At 48.7% G+C, this 17,770-nt stretch carries 15 protein-coding genes; 6 read left to right on the top strand and 9 right to left on the bottom strand.

Annotated features, from left to right (window positions below; all coding sequences use genetic code 11):
* Positions 1–146: 146 nt before the first annotated feature.
* The 4 genes from AC1TPC_RS10820 to AC1TPC_RS10805 all read right to left on the bottom strand — a co-directional run bounded on the left by AC1TPC_RS10820 (position 147) and on the right by AC1TPC_RS10805 (position 5,484).
* Complete coding sequence (locus tag AC1TPC_RS10820; RefSeq protein ID WP_482066858.1) at positions 147–1,850, bottom strand: proline--tRNA ligase; 1,704 nt, start codon at positions 1,848–1,850, stop codon at positions 147–149.
* Between the two features lie 363 nt (positions 1,851–2,213).
* Complete coding sequence (locus tag AC1TPC_RS10815; protein WP_482066857.1) at positions 2,214–3,365, bottom strand: ABC transporter permease; 1,152 nt, start codon at positions 3,363–3,365, stop codon at positions 2,214–2,216.
* Complete coding sequence (locus AC1TPC_RS10810) at positions 3,358–4,527, bottom strand: ABC transporter permease (protein WP_482066856.1); 1,170 nt, start codon at positions 4,525–4,527, stop codon at positions 3,358–3,360. The genes AC1TPC_RS10815 and AC1TPC_RS10810 overlap by 8 nt, the downstream gene beginning before the upstream one ends.
* 12 nt (positions 4,528–4,539) lie before the next feature.
* Positions 4,540–5,484 carry an ABC transporter ATP-binding protein gene (locus tag AC1TPC_RS10805; RefSeq protein WP_482066855.1) on the bottom strand — a complete coding sequence of 315 codons (945 nt, stop codon included), beginning with the start codon at positions 5,482–5,484 and terminating at the stop codon, positions 4,540–4,542.
* Between the two features lie 221 nt (positions 5,485–5,705).
* On the opposite strand from AC1TPC_RS10805, the gene AC1TPC_RS10800 reads away from it, so the two are divergent.
* From AC1TPC_RS10800 to AC1TPC_RS10790, 3 genes are read left to right on the top strand one after another with little or no spacing between them, the layout of a single operon-like run.
* Positions 5,706–6,836, top strand: a complete 1,131-nt coding sequence (locus tag AC1TPC_RS10800; RefSeq protein ID WP_482066854.1) for a sensor histidine kinase — start codon at positions 5,706–5,708, stop codon at positions 6,834–6,836.
* Positions 6,837–6,882: 46 nt separating this feature from the next.
* A complete protein-coding gene (locus AC1TPC_RS10795; RefSeq protein WP_482066853.1) occupies positions 6,883–7,524 on the top strand; it encodes a response regulator in 642 nt (213 codons plus the stop codon).
* A gap of 28 nt (positions 7,525–7,552) precedes the next feature.
* A complete protein-coding gene (locus AC1TPC_RS10790) occupies positions 7,553–8,215 on the top strand; it encodes a DUF1054 domain-containing protein (protein ID WP_482066852.1) in 663 nt (220 codons plus the stop codon).
* Positions 8,216–8,270: 55 nt separating this feature from the next.
* Here AC1TPC_RS10790 and AC1TPC_RS10785 read toward each other — a convergent pair whose 3' ends face one another.
* The gene (locus tag AC1TPC_RS10785; protein ID WP_482066851.1) at positions 8,271–11,300 is read right to left on the bottom strand and encodes an efflux RND transporter permease subunit; all 3,030 of its coding nucleotides are present in this window, start codon (positions 11,298–11,300) and stop codon (positions 8,271–8,273) included.
* 741 nt (positions 11,301–12,041) lie between these two features.
* Positions 12,042–13,235 (bottom strand): MFS transporter, encoded by a 1,194-nt coding sequence (locus AC1TPC_RS10780; protein ID WP_482066850.1) that lies wholly within the window; start codon positions 13,233–13,235, stop codon positions 12,042–12,044.
* 178 nt (positions 13,236–13,413) lie between these two features.
* On the opposite strand from AC1TPC_RS10780, the gene AC1TPC_RS10775 reads away from it, so the two are divergent.
* Together AC1TPC_RS10775 and AC1TPC_RS10770 are read left to right on the top strand one after the other, a co-directional pair.
* The gene (locus AC1TPC_RS10775) at positions 13,414–14,883 is read left to right on the top strand and encodes an aminotransferase class I/II-fold pyridoxal phosphate-dependent enzyme (protein WP_482066849.1); all 1,470 of its coding nucleotides are present in this window, start codon (positions 13,414–13,416) and stop codon (positions 14,881–14,883) included.
* A gap of 135 nt (positions 14,884–15,018) precedes the next feature.
* Complete coding sequence (locus AC1TPC_RS10770; RefSeq protein WP_482066848.1) at positions 15,019–15,435, top strand: DUF1885 family protein; 417 nt, start codon at positions 15,019–15,021, stop codon at positions 15,433–15,435.
* Between the two features lie 80 nt (positions 15,436–15,515).
* Here AC1TPC_RS10770 and AC1TPC_RS10765 read toward each other — a convergent pair whose 3' ends face one another.
* The 3 genes from AC1TPC_RS10765 to AC1TPC_RS10755 all read right to left on the bottom strand — a co-directional run bounded on the left by AC1TPC_RS10765 (position 15,516) and on the right by AC1TPC_RS10755 (position 16,877).
* Positions 15,516–15,824 (bottom strand): DUF1292 domain-containing protein, encoded by a 309-nt coding sequence (locus tag AC1TPC_RS10765; RefSeq protein ID WP_169083213.1) that lies wholly within the window; start codon positions 15,822–15,824, stop codon positions 15,516–15,518.
* 116 nt (positions 15,825–15,940) lie between these two features.
* On the bottom strand, positions 15,941–16,504 hold the full coding sequence (locus AC1TPC_RS10760) for a stalk domain-containing protein (protein WP_482066847.1): 564 nt from the start codon (positions 16,502–16,504) through the stop codon (positions 15,941–15,943).
* Between the two features lie 169 nt (positions 16,505–16,673).
* Positions 16,674–16,877 carry a hypothetical protein gene (locus AC1TPC_RS10755; protein WP_482066846.1) on the bottom strand — a complete coding sequence of 68 codons (204 nt, stop codon included), beginning with the start codon at positions 16,875–16,877 and terminating at the stop codon, positions 16,674–16,676.
* A gap of 130 nt (positions 16,878–17,007) precedes the next feature.
* On the opposite strand from AC1TPC_RS10755, the gene AC1TPC_RS10750 reads away from it, so the two are divergent.
* The gene (locus AC1TPC_RS10750) at positions 17,008–17,736 is read left to right on the top strand and encodes an MBL fold metallo-hydrolase (protein ID WP_482066845.1); all 729 of its coding nucleotides are present in this window, start codon (positions 17,008–17,010) and stop codon (positions 17,734–17,736) included.
* The last annotated feature ends 34 nt before the right edge of the window (positions 17,737–17,770 follow it).

Raw genomic sequence — 17,770 nt, 5'->3', positions numbered from 1 at the left:
TGACTAATTTTACGAATACAGCCGACTAAACTAAAAAAAGGGCGCGGCCGTCCCCAAATGCAGACGGCTCGTTCCCCTTTTATTCCACAATGCCATAGGCGGCAGTGGAATTTTTATATGTAAGCGTATTATTTTTGTTCTACCGCTTACTTTTCAAGCGCAAAAGCGATGGCTTCCTCTAAGCCTAGCTTTTGCGTTTCCGCTTCGTTTCGGAGCTTAAGCTCAACGATACCTTCGGCGGCATGCTTCCCTACTACGATGCGAATCGGTATGCCGATAAGGTCCGAATCCTTGAACTTGACACCCGGACGCTCGTCGCGATCATCAAGCAGCGTATCAACTCCGGCCTCTTGAAGACGCGCTGCTATATGAAGCGCCAAATCCATTTGACCCTGATCCTTTGCAGAAACAGGAACGACATGAACCTGATAGGGCGCGATAGACTTCGGCCAGACGATTCCATTGCTGTCCGCATGCTGTTCAAGGACGGCGGACAGCAGCCTCGATACCCCGATTCCGTAGCATCCCATAATGAAGGGCTGCTCTGTACCCGAAGCGTTCAGAAATTTAGCGTGGAGCGCATCGCTGTATTTGGTCCCAAGCTTGAATACATGGCCAACCTCAATGCCGCGATGGAACGTCATGCGTCCTTGCTCGCAGCGCGGGCAACAGTCGCCCGCTATCGCATCGCGATAATCGCCTGCCTGTGCATTCCCGAGATGAACGCCCGGCTGCACGTTCCCCAAGTGGTAGTCCTGCTCATTTGCTCCCGCGATTCCCGCTTCCATCGCCAGAACAGCATAGTCAGCAAGGATAGGAATCGTTAAGCCGATCGGACCTGCGAAGCCGATTGGCGCGCCTGTCACACGCTCTGTCGTCACTTGATCCGCAAGCTCCAAATGAGCTGCGCCCAGCGCATTTTTGACCTTTATTTCGTTAACCTCATGATCGCCTCGAACGATTACCGCTACAGGGCTTTCGTCGGCTGTATAGATCAAAGTTTTCATGAATGCATCGGCACCGATGCCAAATGCCTCAACAAGCTGCTCAATCTTCTTAATATTCGGCGTATGAAGGCGTTCAAGCTCTTTCTGCTCTTCTGCTTGCTTGCTATCTGCTCGCAGCTCAACGCGAAACTCCGCTTTCTCGAGATTAGCCGCATAGCTGCAGGCATCGCATGCCGCAATGGTGTCTTCACCGATTTCAGCGAGCGCCATAAACTCATGCGTGCCGCCTTCTCCACCAATCGAACCTGCATCCGCCTCAACGGCACGGTAATTAAGACCGCAGCGCGTAAAAATGCGGTTATATGCCTCGTACATGCTCATATAGCTGCGGTGAAGTCCCTCCCAATCTTCGTCAAAGGAGTAGGCATCCTTCATTAGAAATTCTCTGCCGCGCAGCAAGCCGTAGCGAGGACGCTGCTCATCGCGAAACTTTGTTTGTATCTGGTACAGCGTCATCGGCAACTGCCGATAAGAACTAACCTCGCTGCGAACGAGTGCGGTTATTACTTCCTCGTGTGTCGGACCAAGCGTAAATTCCCGATCATGCCGGTCATGCAATCGTATTAATTCAGGCCCGTACACCTCGTAACGACCGGACTGCTGCCAAAGCTCGGCTGGCTGCATCGCCGGCATCAGCACTTCTTGCGCGCCTGCCCGATCCATTTCCTCCCGCACGATCTGCTCCAGCTTTCTGAGCACGCGGCGGCCGAGCGGCAAATAAGTATAAATGCCAGCCGCAAGCTGTCTGATTAGACCAGCCCGCAGCATTAGAATGTGGCTGGCTGCTTCCGCTTCCGATGGCGCCTCGCGTAAAGTCGGCATTAACAATTGGCTCTGTCTCATGCTTGGAATAGCCTCCTCTTGATTGATATTCGGTTATAAGAAAACAAAAAGAACGCATTCGAAAGGGACGAATGCGTTCGTGGTACCACCCTCATATAGCTGCCGGCAAATCCAGACAGCTCTTGCTTAGATAACGGAATATGAATTCCGGCAGCGGCTTTGTAGCTTTGCCGCTGCAGCTCGCAAGGTAGGGAATAATCAGTCGTTTATAGAAGCCTTACAGCCTGCGGGCTTCCTCTCTGCCATAAACGGCGGCTGATCAACATAGCCTTGGTCGACGCTGTTAGGATGTCGTTAACTTTTGATAAAATTTACAATATAAAGGTAGCGAAGTCAAGCGTAATTTTGCACATCGAACTCGGCTTAAGATTTGCTTGCACGATTCGGTCTTAGCACAGCAGACCCAAACGCGATCATAACGGCGGCAAATAGGAGCAGGATAAGAAGCTGCAAGCTGATATCGCTGATGCTGCCTCCGCCCCCTAAACGGTCAACCGCTTGAATGGCCCATTTTTGCGGCGTGAAATTAGCGAGCTTTTGCATAAAATCAGGCAGGATGGATATAGGGAAAAAGCAGCCGCTGATCATGCAGGTCGGTGTAATGATAAGGTTGTTGATTTGGGACAGCTGCGCGCTGTTGCGTATAAGCCCCGCTACCGCTGATGCAAGGCCTACGGCTGCCAGCAAGAAAAACTCCAGTACAAGCAGCATCGACCCAAACGTAATGCCCGGCGAGTAGCCGAATACAAAATACAATAAGCTGAGCACAATGACTAGCTGCATGGTGCCTACGAGCATGCTTCCCAAAAAATTGCCGAAGGCAATATCAATAGCACGGAGCGGAGCGGTAAACATTCTCGCCATCGTTCGCTGCTCTCTATCTTCCAGGACTAAGCCGATCGATTGACTGACAAGCATCATAACGAACATGAGCATAAGACCGATCATCATCGGATTGGAAACGATTTTGCCCAGCTTCATGCTGACATTATCGGAAATAACCTTTGGCGACGCCTGTGCATCAAGCAGCGCGGTTAGCTTCGTCAAATCTGCTTCTCCAGCCCCTTTTACAAGACTTACAGAGGATGAATGCTTGCTCGCTTCCGTCTCCAGTAAGGTTGCAAGCGATGCATTCCATAATTGCACATTCATCCGGTACAAAATCGCCTCAGATTGGCTGCCTTCGAGCAGCTTGGCTGAATAATCCGATGGGATATAGATAGCAGCATCTGCTTTTCCGTCAACGACCATATCCTTAAGATCCTGTTCTGTCAGCTTTGGCTCCAAATGAATCTCATAGAGGCTCACCTGATGAACCGAGGAAGCTAGATAGCTGCCAAGTTCGCCAGCGTCCTTATTGCTAATGGCAATAACCGCTTTTCCACCCTCTAGGTTAGCAAACAGCCCTGCCATAATGGAAAGAAAGATCGCAGGTATCAACACACTCATAATTAGCCCGTGGCGGGAACCCATTGTTCTGCGTATTAGCTGTGCAGCGATATGAAAGCTAGGCATGCTGCTTCACCACCTTTGGCAGTCTGATGACTGCAATAATTGTACACACAAGTGCAATTATGCCAAGCATTCCGATTCCGTTCCAAACCACAGCCGTATCCGTGCCGCTCATAAGAGCCCGCAGACTCACGTTAGCCCAATGATTGATCGTCAGTTTACTGGCCCCGCCTACCACCTTCTCGATACCGGTCATCATGCCGCCGCTGAGAAAGGTCATGGTGAAAACAATAATGGTAAACAAGGTTTGCGTTGTTTTTCTAGTACGGGCAAACGAAGCAATCGTAAGGGCAAGACCTACTCCCGCGACAGTGGTAAGCAAACAAATCAATGTAATGGAGCCAAAGCGGCTGCCCCACTCCACGCCATATACATAGCTGGTGAATGCTACGATAACGGCTGCTTGCAGTGCAGCAAGCATGACAGCTCCAACGATGATGCCAAATACGATCGCTCTAAACGAGCCCGGTATCGCATACATGCGCTGCAGCGTACCGCTCTCTCTCTGGTTCAGCAAAGCAAGTGCTGCTGACATGCCGCTATATAGCAGGAACATGATTAAGTAAGCAGCTGCATAGTATTGGATCGCAGACGTCTCGCCAAATATTTGACTGTCTCCAGAACCCAGATTATAAGCAGCAATAGGGCTCTTGTTAGCTTCAGCTTGGCTGTCCGCCCACACGTTTGCTGCGGCAAGCTCTGGTCCGAGCGTCTCTATCGCCGCTAAGCGTAAATTCACATTCGACAAGTAACGATTTACGACCGCATCCGCAGCTATATTTTTCTCTTCGTAGCGTCCTGAGTATGTCAGCCATTTCGTAGTTTCACCAGCAATCAATTGCTCAGAATAATTTGATGGAATAAATACGCCGTAATCGGCAATCCCCTCTCGCACAAAGTCCTTAACCTCTTTCTCCGACCCCGCCTTAAGCACTTTAATGTAAGGCGCAATCGCTTTATCTTTCCAGAACGAATCAATGCTTGCTCTCATTTCACCCTGATCCGCTGTAAACAGCGCCACCTTCGCTGGCTTAATCTCCGTATCAAAGGCGCTTCCAAGCAGCAATATCAGCAATAATGGCAATCCAATTAATAGAATAAGAACGGAACGCATCCGGCTATATTTGATCAGCTCATAATAAGCAGTCGTCCACCACACTCGCATTGTCAGCACCCCCTACTCGTCACGCAATGTGCGCCCGGTCATTTGCAGAAAGAGCGATTCGAGATTGGGCTCTTCCCTTGTCAGCTTGCGAAGATTGATTCCATGCTTCTGGATAATAAACAATAGATCCTGCAAGATGGAAGACGACTCCTTCACCGACACTTCGAGCGTCAAGCCATCGTCATGCTCATTCAACTGCTCTACGCCAGGGTGTTCCACAATCTCAGTCAGCGCGTTGCTCGATTTCTGATCTATTTCAAAAATGAGCTTCTCCCCTTGTCCTGCTTGACGCTTTAATTCATCCTTCGTACCGCATGCGATAAGCTTGCCTTGATCTAGAATGCCGATTCTCGTGCAAATCGTCTCAACTTCTTCCATATAATGGCTTGTGTAAATGACGGTTGAGCCTAGCTTGTTCAACACTCTTACCGATTCCAAAATATGATTCCTCGACTGCGGGTCAATGCCGACAGTCGGCTCATCCATAATAATGAGCTTTGGCCGGTGCATAATGGCGCAGGCGATGTTGAGCCGTCTCTTCATGCCGCCCGAGAACGTTGAAGGCTTATCCTTGGCACGCTCAAGCAGCCCAACGAATTGCAGCGCTTCGTCAACACGGTCGCGCAGGAGCGACCCTCTTAAGCCATACAATTTTGCAAAAAAAGTAACATTCTCTCTCGCCGTCAACGTTTCGTAAATGGCAAGCTCCTGCGGAACTAGACCAATCCGTTTCTTCACCTCAAGCGGCTGCTTTCGGATCGAGAAGCCATCCACCAAAATGTCGCCGCCGCTTGGCTCAAGCAAGCCCGACAGCATGTGGATAGATGTGCTCTTGCCGGCGCCGTTTGGTCCAAGCAGGCCAAAGATTTCTCCTTCGCCGATATTAAAAGTAAGATGGTTTACCGTTAATGTCGTATCGTATTTTTTGACAACCTCGCGAAATGTGACTAGACTCATGATTTGCTCATCCTCTCGGTTTGTTTCTGATAAACCAATCATACTCGAAGACAATCGCAGATACAGGTCTATTAAGTCACCTTCTGAAGGTGACAAAAGTCATCTCGTGCATATTGCGCTGCCGCCAGCATGAAAGTTGGATGAAAAGCTGCTTTCGTTATCGTTCGTTCCTGCAACATTATGCTATAATGAAGCAAATTCAGCTGCGGGAGCTTTTCGACATGAATATATGGCTATACCGGATTCGGATTTTGCTCGTAGCGATCCCTCCTATTATTAGCATCGTTAATGTAGACGCAGGCTCATATGCCATATACACGACCTTTGTGCTGCTTGCCCTGCTCCTGATTAAAGCCGGCTCCTTGTTTCCGAAAGCCGTCCATTTGCTGCTGCTTACGGAGTTTTTCGGCTTTGCTTGGTTTTCCTATACGTACGGCGGAGTATTGTTTCTATTGCTCTTCTCCACCCTTATTGCGACATTCCGCAGCAGGCCTGCACCCATGATGTGCATTTTCTGGGCAGCAATTGGATTATTGACATTGCTGTCAGGCCTGCATGGCAGAGATAATGAGATTATTTTTGCCGTAGCTGTACTCTGGGTCACGACGGCTGCTATTCTCTATGCGTCAAATGAGTTTGAGGAAAAGCGGCACCAAATAGAAGATTTATATGAGGCGTTGGCCGCCAGTCACGTGGAGCTTGACGCTGCTAGACGGAGAATGCAGGATTATGCCTCGCAGGTGGAGCATAATGCGCAGATTGAAGAGCGGAATCGCATCGCCAAAGATATTCATGACGACCTTGGTCACCGGCTTATTCGAGTTAAAATGATGTCTGAAGCCGCTCTGCATTTGTTTGATGCGGATCCAAACCGAGCAAAAGCCACTCTAACGCAAATTCGCGACCAGCTTCAGGACAGCATGGAGCTCATGCGCCGCACGGTGCGGAGGCTCGCAGCAGATGGTGAAAAGGATGCCAGGCGCTATTCGCTGGATCGTCTCGTGGAAGAATCGGCAGAGGCTTTGGGAATAGCCGTCAGCTTCCAAATAACAGGGAACCCAAGGCCGCTTTATCCGAGCATGGAGCTTATTTTGTTCAAAAATGCACAAGAAGCGATTACAAATGCGGTTCGACATGGAAAAGCAACAGCCGTTGATGTTGTTCTCAGCTTCTTGGAGACTAGCGTCGCACTTACGATAGCGAATAATGGCTGCCTGCCAAGCAAGCCGATAGAGGCAGGTCTTGGCATGAAGGGCATGAAGGAGCGGATAGCGCTGATCGGGGGCAGGCTGGAGTGGGAGAATTCAGATCGATTCTCGGTTACGACAACGCTTCCGCTCCTTGGCGGTTAACGATAATGAAGATACTGCTCGCTTAGAAATGGAGATGTTCGAGCTTATGATTCAAGTGCTGGTAGTGGATGATGATCCTTTTATTCGAGAGAGCATGAAAGTTATATTGGATTTGGATAGTGATTTGCAGGTTGCCGGCGTATGCGCAAACGGACAGGAAGCAGCAGTGTTTGTCCGCCAGCATCCAGTTGACGTGGTCCTCATGGACATTCGGATGCCTGTCTGCGACGGCGTGGAGGGCACAAAGCTGCTGCGAGCACTTGAGCATCCCCCTGCTGTCCTCATCCTGACGACCTTCGACGATGATGAATATATCGCGCAAGCCATTCGGAACGGTGCGAACGGCTATCTGCTCAAAAATGTCCCGCCAAGCCGCATCATCAGCGGCATTAAGACGGTGCATGAGGGCTCTGTGCTCATTCACCCTGAAATTGCGCGCAAGCTTGCTGGCATGCTCGAGTCGCCTCGCACCGATACAAATAAACTCTTGACGATCAGCGGCCTCACGCCGGCAGAAAGCCAAATCGTCCGCCTCATTGCGGATGGCCAATCAAACAAAGAAATTGCCGCCTCCTTGTTTTTGAGCGAAGGCACCGTCAAAAATTATATAACCGAAATCTTAAATAAGCTTGAGCTCCGCGACCGTACGCAAATCGCCATCTTTTATTTAAAATTATTGCATCAATGATTCTTGTTAACCGAAGGAGACTATAACGATGACTACACAGACTGCTGCTGCAGCTTCTGCTTCTACTACTCTTGCTGGCTTCACGCAGGCTGACTTTGATGTTTTTGGACTCGAGGGTCTCGAAGAAAGAATGGCCGCTATTCAAAATCAAATTCAACCTAAATTCCGTGCGCTCGGGGAGCAGCTCAGCGTAGATACGGCCGTTCATGCCGGCAATGAAATGTATCTGCATGTCGCAAGGCATGCTCGCCGCAAAGTAAACCCGCCGAAGGATACTTGGCTCGCGATTTGCAGCAATAAACGCGGCTACAAGGCTCATCCGCATTTTCAGCTTGGCTTGTTCGATGATCATTTATTTATATGGCTTGCGCTTATTTATGAAGTACCGAACAAAGCCAACATTGCGAAGGCCTTCTTGAAGCAGATCGACGACGTAATCGCAACCGTTCCTAAGCATTATGTGCTCTCATTGGATCATATGAAGAAGGATTCTATCGCGATCAGCGGTATGTCGAAGCAGGATTGGAAAGACGCGCTTGTCCGCTTCCGTGACGTGCAGAAGGCTGAGCTGCTAATCGGTCTTCATGTGAAGGCGGATGATCCGATCCTTCAAGACGGCGATGCGCTGCTGGCGCTAGCTTCCTCCACCTATGATACGCTCATGCCGCTCTACCGCATGGCGAACTTATAAAAAAAAGGCTGTACCCTAAGGTCGATTTCGACCTCAGCGGTACAGCCTTTTCTGTTTAATCCAGCAGTGCTGCTGCGGCTTCCGCTTGCGCGGAAGCTGCGCCAGCGCGCCGTTGTTTCCGCGAGGTGCGGAAGAATAGCAGCTCATACACGCATGGAACGATGATCAGCGTAAGCAGCGTTGCTGCGGTCAAGCCCCCGATTACGACGATAGCTAAGCTTTGGGATACGATGCTTCCCGATTCATGCGAACCGAATAAGAGTGGCAGCATTGCAGATACCGTCGCTACCGCCGTCATGACGATCGGACGCATCCTCGTCGTGGCCGCTTCGATCAGCGCTTCGCGAATCGACATCGTCTGCTCGTTTTGCTTCACGCGATCAATCAATACGATCGCATTCGTGACGACGATTCCGATCAGCATCAGCGCTCCGAACATCGCCGTGAAATCCGGCGTTACGCCCGAGACGAGCAAGCCCGTTACGGCACCGATGGCTGCAAGCGGCAGTGAAATCATAATCGCAAGTGGCGCGCGAAGCGTTTTGAAGGTCATCACCATAATCAGATACACGATACCGATGGAAATAAGCGCTGTTAATCCGAGGTCTGCAAAATCTCTCGATTGTTCGGCTGATGCTCCGCCTATCATAAGCGTTACGCCCTTCGGCAGCTTAATCTCCTTCGTCGCTTTGTTGATTTTATCACCAACAACCGAAAGCTCCTTAGGGTCAGCGTTAGCTGTTACTCGGATATAAGTCTTTCCTTCTTTATGGTAGTAAAGCGCGGGCTCCTCGGTGCGTACCAATTCCGCAACCTTCGATATAGGAGTGGCGCCTGTTTCCGTCATCACAGTCAACTGCTCAAGCTCAGCCTTTGAATCTGGATTCAATGCCGGCTGCAAAATTACAGGCGTATCGTTATCCTCTATTCGAATCATGCCAATCGGCACCGGGTTAAGCATGCCTTGCAGCTGCATCGCCAACTCTTGACCTTTCGCAAGCGAAGGATCGACATGGAAGGAGAAAACCGATTTCTTCTCCTCTTGATTGCTGACTACCTTTTGTACGCCATCAATCGGCTTAATAGCTGCGATAAGCTGTTGTGCGGCTTGAGCAAGCTGCTCAGAATCGTCGCCAGTCACGTCAATATTGATTTGCGGCTGTTTGCCTCCCATTATTAAATCGGTAGCATTAACCGTTAACGTTGCCTCTTTATATTGATCCTTTTGTGAATTTACGTTATCTATAAACAGCTCAGCGTCGACGTTATCCTTCAGGTCAATCAAATAAGTAATGAGCGTAGGCGATGAAACAGACCCGTTTTTGGCCGCGTCGGCGCTATTGCCAAGCACCATCAAAACCCATTCGATATCTTTATTGCCTGTCAAATAGGATTCAAACTTCTTGCCGGCAGCGAGCATTTTATCTGCTGACGTTTCGCTCGGATATTGCAGCGTTACTCTAACGTTCTCGGCGCTGGAGGTGTCAAGAGCTCCTTTAGGCATTGATATGTAAGCACCAATCGAGCCGGCTAACAGCAGTACAGCGATAATTAACGGTACTAATTTATGGGCAAGATTCCAGCGAATGAAAGCTGCGAATTTGGGAGAACCCGCATGCTCCTTCTCCTTCGTTCCGCGCAGCAAGAGCGCGCTTAGAATCGGTACGACGGTCAACGCTACTAAGAGTGAGGCTATCAGCGAGTAAGCAACCGTAAGCGCGAATGGCAGCAGGAATGCTTGCAGCGAGCCGCGCAGAAGGCCCATCGGTAAAAATACCGCAACCGTTACGAGTGTTGATGAAGTAATGGCGGAAGCTACTTCCTTCGTTGCATCCGTTATGAGCTTAACGGAGAAGGATTCCTTTTGCAGCCTTCTAAAAATGTTCTCAATGACTACGATACTATCGTCCACTAGTCGGCCAACCGCTACCGCTACGCCGCCAAGCGTAATGATGTTAAGCGATACGCCAGAGAGCTGCAGCAAATAAAGCGTAATGCCGAGCGAAAGCGGGATCGAGACGATTGTCACGATCGTCGCTTTAAAATTGCGCATGAATATCAATATAACGATCGTTGCAAACAAAGCGCCAAGCAGCACTTCACGCATCATACTGTTAACGGAAGTGACGACCGAGTCGGATGTGCTTAAAATAATAGAAGCATTAATTCCATTGATATCAGCGTTTAGCTGCTCTACAGTTTTCTCGATTCCTTGACCGACAGTAACTGCATTCGCATCGGCAGATTTAGAGATGGTGAACATTACCGCATCCTTGCCGTTCATCCGGCTGATGCTTTGTTGTTCCTTGGCAAGCTCAACAGTCGCCACGTCTCCAAGCTTTACGCCGGCAGCGACGGGGAGCGTGCGCAGCGTTTCCACATCCGTCACATGATCATATACATTTAGATTGCTGGCTGCTCCGTCCAATGTACGCTCACCGATAGATACCGAAGTCCCTCTGCCCTGCAGAACGCCCATTAGTGCTTGTACTGGAATACCCGCATCAGCAAGCTTATCCGTTAGCGGTACAACATGCACTGACGGCGACGATTTGCCGCTTATGCTGACCTGTCCCGCACCTTCAGACTTCTGAAGCGCCATCGACACCTCTTTAAGCTTTGCTTCCTTTTCTTGTTCGCTCATTCCCTCTTCAAAGGTTAACGTTACCCAAGCGAGAGGAATCATGGAAGTATTGAATTGAACGACGAAAGGCTTCATCACATTTGCAGGCAGCGGTACCTGATCCACTATCCGTTCAATTTCCGCCTTCGCTTCCTTCATATTCGTTTTTGAATCAAAATTCAAATTAACTTGAGCGTATCCGTCACCTGAAGTCGAGAGCATATCAGTCTTCCCTTTCACGAACGCTACGGCCTCCTCCAGAGGGTTCGTAACCATCTGCTCCATCGACTTCGCGTCACTGCCCGGTCCAATAACGGTAATCATGACCTGAGGATTGTCTGATGCCGGCAAAAACTCCATCGGCAGCCTGAAATAGCTGATAACCCCCATCGCTAATGCCATAATGACGATCAGTATCATGGCCGCCTTATTCCGGAACGACCATTCTGTCAATCTATTCATTTGTTCCCGACTCCTTTTCCCTTTACGGTTATCTTTTGTTTTGACATTACTAATCATAGTGGGAAAGTCTGGTCAGCAAAAACGTCCAGAGAAGGGAATTGTTTCTCGCCCTAAGTCGTAAACCGTCTACGACTGCAGACCGATTGCCAGCTTAATTTCAGAAAAATGATTTTCGCGCAAAAGGGGTTTTTTGAATAGTAGATCTGTACCAAAGCCTTATCATGGTTTCTTTCGTCCACCGTTGAAGTGCGGATCATAAGAAAGCTAATGCTCCAACTCTACTTTCAAGTTGTGGTTGGAGGCTTTTTTGGTTGATATTTGTCTTATTCATTTTTACTTTTATTGTAAGATAAAGAACGGACTGCAGTTCCGCTATTTTAGCGTTATGACCATTTAGGCGCATTATGCGGACAGGAGATCCGTCCCTCCATTTAAACGAGGTTAAAATGGGGTTTTCCGAGTGATGGCGAAACCTGAGTCCGCGAACGCCACAATAATCGTTGAATTAGTAAAATAAAGGAATCACTGTCCGCTGAAGCTCTCATTTCCACCACCGCCCACATGCCTGATTAGTTGCAATCGATGTTTGTGGAAGTTCTTCCATTTGGCTGCAAAAGCTCAAAATAGAAAGATGGCGGTACAGGAATAGTCCCTGCACCGCCATCTTTTCTTTCAATTTTTGTTCAAAAGCAACCTATTTCTCTAGCGAGTTTAGTACGTTTGAGACAGCAACTTTATTTGTTATTTAGCCGTATCTGCCGCGCTTTCCGGAAAGCTGATCTTGTCCAATTGGCGGAAGCGAAGCAGCAGGAGCAGAGCTGCCAAGCACAATATGCCGCCAAGCAAATAAGGAAGTCCCATTTCAATCGTGAAGAAGAAGGAGCCTAGCAGCGGCCCTGCTATGCGGCCTAAGCTATCCATGGACGAGCTTAGACCGGATGCAACGCCCGTACCGACAGTCGTCTTCTGCGTAATGAGCGACGTAACGCACGGCCGGATCAAGGAGTTGCCGATTCCAAATACAGCAAGCGACATCGTAGCCCACCATAAGGAATGTGCGGCGAGCAATAGGAAAAAACCAATAGCTGAAATGATGAGCCCTAAAGCGATATATTTGGGCTCCTCGCCTTTCTTGATAAGCCTGCGTACAATGCCCCCTTGCACAAGCGCACCGACAAACCCGCATACAAAAAATAATATGCCGACCTGCAGCGGAGTGACGTCAAACCGCCGCATTCCAAAAAACTGCAGCGTTGCTTCCATTCCCGCGAGCGTGAACGTTACGAAGAACGCCAATACGTACAAATATTTAAGCGGTCCAGTAAAAGCCGCAAGGCGCGATACCCGCTTCTCCGACTTGCTTCTCCGCTGTTCTGGCGCAAGTGATTCCTTCAGCTTCGCCGCGGCAAGCACGAAGGTAATGAGCGCCAAGGCCGATGCAGCGTAAAAAGGGGTTTCTAGCGTGACCACGCTGAGCAAACCGCCAACGCCCGGTCCTATCGTAAAGCCAAGGCCGATCGACATGCCGACGAGCCCCATTCCCTTTGTCCGCTCCTCCGGCGGCGTTATGTCTGCGACATACGCAACGATAACGGAAGCAACTGCACCCGAGAACAAGCCGCCAAGCACACGAGAAAGATACATAAGCGTCAAATTGCCGGAGGACAGCCCAAACAGCAAAAAGCTCGCTGCAAATCCAAGAACGCCGACTAAAATAATTGGCCGTCTGCCAATACGGTCGGACAAGCTCCCCCAGAAAGGTGATAGAATGAACGAAACAGCAGAATAAATAGCCAGCATCCGTCCCGTATGTAATTCTGCTTTGCTTGGATCCGCTGCTTGGATAATTTCAGGCATAACCGGAATGATAATGCCGAATCCTATAAATGTTGTCATTAGAATAGCCATTACAATAAGCATTCGTTTATCTTTCATGCTGCAACCCCTCCACCAACCTATGTTACCATATCCTTTTATCCATCATGTATGAACAATTGAAGAACAAATAAGACAGACTCACAAATTATTAAAAAAATGTAGCTTGCAATCCCCCCTGTATTTGCTATACTCAACTTTGTTTGTTACCTCTTAATGAAAGGCAGGGATGATAGCGATGGATCACAATAAAACCCCGCTCTTCACCGCGCTTCGCCGACATGCGGAGCAGGATCCCGTTCAGTTTCATATTCCCGGACACAAAAAAGGATTGGGCAGCGACTCGGAATTTCGCGAATTTATCGGCGATAACGCGTTGTCGATCGATTTAATCAATATAGCACCGCTTGATGACCTGCATCAACCGACAGGCGTTATTGAAGAAGCGCAGAAGCTGGCTGCTGACGCCTTCGGATCGGACTATACTTATTTCTCTGTGCAAGGAACAAGCGGCGCAATTATAACCATGATCTTATCGGTATGCGCGCCTGGGGACAAAATTATCGTTCCTCGCAATGTGCACAAATCCATTATGGCTGCCATTATTTTTGCAGGCGCTAGACCTGTATTCATTTCGCCTGCGCGAGACAATAATCTTGGTATCGACCACGGCATCACGACTCGATCCGTCCGCAAAGCGCTCGAGCGCCACCCTGATGCCAAAGCCGTGCTTGTCATCAACCCGACTTACTTTGGCATATGCGCCAACCTCAAAGAGATTGTCGATCTTGTTCATACCTTCGACATCCCTGTCCTCGTGGACGAGGCGCATGGCGTGCTCATTCATTTCCATGAGAAGCTGCCAATGTCCGCTATGCAGGCTGGCGCGGATATGGCTGCGACTAGCGTTCATAAGCTCGGCGGCTCCATGACACAAAGCTCGGTGCTCAATGTCCGCAAGGGCAGAGTCAACCCGCATCGCATTCAGACTGTAATCAGTATGCTGACGACAACGTCGACATCCTACATCTTGCTGGCATCGCTGGATTCGTCGAGACGCAATCTTGCTTTGAACGGACATGCTATCGCTGAGCGCGCGATTGAGCTTGCCCAGCTTGCACGTAAGGAAATCAATGAGATTCCAGGTCTGTATTGCTTCGGAGAAGAAATTCTCGGTGATGAGGCTACCTATGATTACGATCCGACTAAAGTTTCCATTCATGTCCGTCACCTTGGCATTACCGGCTACGAGACGGAAAACTGGCTTCGCGACAACTATAATGTGGAAATTGAAATGAGCGACATGTATAACATTCTTTGCTTAGTTACGCCTGGAGATACCTCTGATTCCGTATCAAAATTATTAATTGCGCTTCGCGGCCTGTCAGAGCGGTTCCATGATGGTGCTGAAGCGCGTGAATTAGTTGTCAAAATCCCAGATATCCCGCAGCTTTCCTTATCGCCGCGCGATGCTTTCTACGGTCAGACGGAAGTGCTGCCATTCAAGGAATCAGCGGGCCGAATTATTGCGGAATTTATCTACGTATATCCGCCGGGCATCCCGATTCTGCTGCCGGGCGAGGTTATAACGCAAAAAAATATCGATTATATCGTTGATCACGTCCAAGTCGGCCTGCCGGTCAAAGGACCTGAGGATCGCAGCATCGAATATGTGAAAGTAATCGTTGAAGAAACGGCTATTTCATAATTAAAGCTTGTAAACCGACTTAATGAAGCACAACAATGCTTCGAGGGTCGGTTTTTTTTCGCTCCATTTTTCCGGAATGCCACTTATTGTCAACCGATTTCTTGCATGCTATGATGTTTGCAGAGGTGAGATACGATGAGTCAAAGCGCTTACATAAAATTTGTGCAAGGATCATCCGTGGAGAAGCTGACATTAGAGGAAGTGCAAAGCCAGCTCCTGCATTACCAAGAGCAAACGAAGCTAACCGGCTTACAGTTAGATTGGGATTACGCCGAAGCAGCATTCCCTTATACGATCGAATCAAAGCAGGATGAACGTTGGTTTTATTTGAAGGGTATTAATCCTCTTTATAAGCATATTATACTTGGCCCAAGCGAAACAGAGACCGTGTCTGGCAAAGTCGTACCCTGCGTGCAGGTCGTTCTTCCCGACGAATCTACCCACGGCGACAAGGCGAAAGCAAATGAGCTGTGCAAATATATCGCCAAGCAGCTGCAAGCAGAGCTGACCATGTTCAATGGCCGAACGATTTATTATAATCCGCGCAAATAATCAGGCGCACACAAAAAAATCCGCAAGCGGCGCTCGCGGATTTTTTGTGTGCTGCAAGCTCGTAAGATGGCGACCCGGAACTAGTTCCCTTCGCTCTCCGTACGTGCAATTTCCTCGTAGATCGCCGTTACGCGATCCCACTCGGCATCGTCTTCGATGCCAACAAGGAAGGACTCATCGTTTTCTTCTTCAATACGGAAAATGACGCCGTCTGCTTCCGGATCGTTGCGATCCAGCAATACTGCGTACACATTGTTTTCGGATTCAAACGTATAAACCATGACCATCTCGCGTTCCTGGCCCTCGTCGTCAGTCACGATAAAGACATGCTCTTCATGCTCGTGATCTTGACCACAGCCGCAATCATCTCCATGCTGATGCTCGCTCATGATATTACCCCATTTCAATAATGTTTACAGACTATCGTATAGTAACATGACACTCTATCTACGGTCAAACAAAGACGCCCCTCGCAGTAGAGGAGCGCCTTGGCTTTGCCTATGCATTATTGGGAAGAAATTAATTTTTCAGAGACAGGCGTCCATTCATCCGAACCTTGCAGCTTGACAAAGAAACGAATCGGATATTTTCCGCTAGCTTCAAACTTATAATCAATTTCATCTGTTGCAAACCAAAAATTGTCCTTGTTCGTTGTTACGGCTTCCGTTTGAATTACTTTCTCTTTACCATATGGGTCAAAGATCGAGACTTTCACAGCGACGATATCCGTCTTCAAATTATCGATCTGAGCAAACACTTTGAACTTCGCTTGATAGCCCTTGGATACATTTCCGAATACCGCATTATTTTGGAAAAGAAACATATGCACATTTGGCTTATACACGGCTGCTCGTTTGCTTTGATTATCCCATTCAACGATCGCTTGCATTGATGTGGCTAATTGACGAAGCGGCAAATAGGTTTTGCTGTCTGTGACTAAACCACCGTCATCCTGCTCATTGCCATTAATGATGACGCGAACCTTCTGTGTTGCAGAATCTGCGAACAGCATGGTTCCGCCCCAAACCGATAGCAACAGCAGCAGAATAGCAACTTTTGTGAGTTTCATAGATGTAAGCCCTCCATCCGATAGCTGGATGTATGGTTATACTCGCTTGCATTACCAAAGTTGCGCTTTGGACAAATCTATTTGCACCCCTAAGCATAATTCGACCAGTATTGTCAAACGCTGTTGAAACATGCGCTTGCCTGGGAAATACCGAAATGAAATGATGCTATTACCCAAACGTTCTCGTTAGTACGCAAGGTACGCCCTTCCCTAGTGTGCCGGGCTGTCTCATCCTTGCCAAATAGCTCATTCCCCTTGCGCACGGCGTCTTGCACACCGCACAAGTGTCCGATAGCACCAGCTTGTAATTATAATGCTTGCGATCGCTTGCCGGTGTTTTTTTCTTCGCTACTTTACCTTTTCCTTTGCTCATCCTTCGTTCGCCTCCACTATACGTTTCGCTTTAGCATTGTATGTAGGGAAGGGCGAATGTGCATCTGCAATTGTCAGGGATACACAATTTTTGGTACAGTACTTATGTGGAATGCTGAGGAGGTTTTATCATGAACATAAAGATGATTGGAACAGGAAGCGCTTTTGCGAAAAAATACGATAACAACAATGCCATTATTGAATCAGACGGCTTTCGACTGCTTGTTGATTGCGGTATTACTCTTCCCAAAGCGCTGCATCAGCAGGGATATTCCTTCTCTGAGCTTGATGCGGTATTGATTAGTCACATTCATGGAGATCATGTTGGCGGCTTGGAGGAGTACGCTTTTCAGATGATGTTCAAATATAATCGCAAGCCGGTACTTTTCATTGCCGAATCACTAATTGAACCGCTTTGGGAACATACTCTTCGCGGCGGGCTAACGCAGGAGCCGCTAGATAAGCTGGAGCACTTCTTTGAGGTTCGTCCACTCAAGCCGAATATAGAAATTGAGCTTCATCCCGGCTTAACGGTCAAGCTCATTCAAACGAAGCATATTTCGAATAAGCCCAGCTATTCCTTTCTATTTAACAATAGCTTCTTCTATTCTGCCGATATGCGATTCGATCCGTCGCTGCTTCAACAATTAGTTGATGAAGGCGTCACCACGATTTATCATGATTGCCAGCTTGAAGCACCAGGAGTCGTTCACGCCTGCTTGGAGGAGCTTCTAAGCCTTCCGGAAGAAATCCAAAGAAAAACATGGCTCATGCACTACGGAGACGCTATAGAGAAATTTGAGGGCCATACCGGCCATATGCGAATTGTCGAGCAGCATAAGCAATACACGGTAGAGTAGACATAAGAAAGGCGCCTGCATATTCCTTATGCGG

The organism is Paenibacillus sp. Y280 (genome assembly GCF_056786335.1).
Note: the sequence above shows the minus strand (reverse complement) of the source record. Positions and strands in the feature narration are given on the sequence as shown.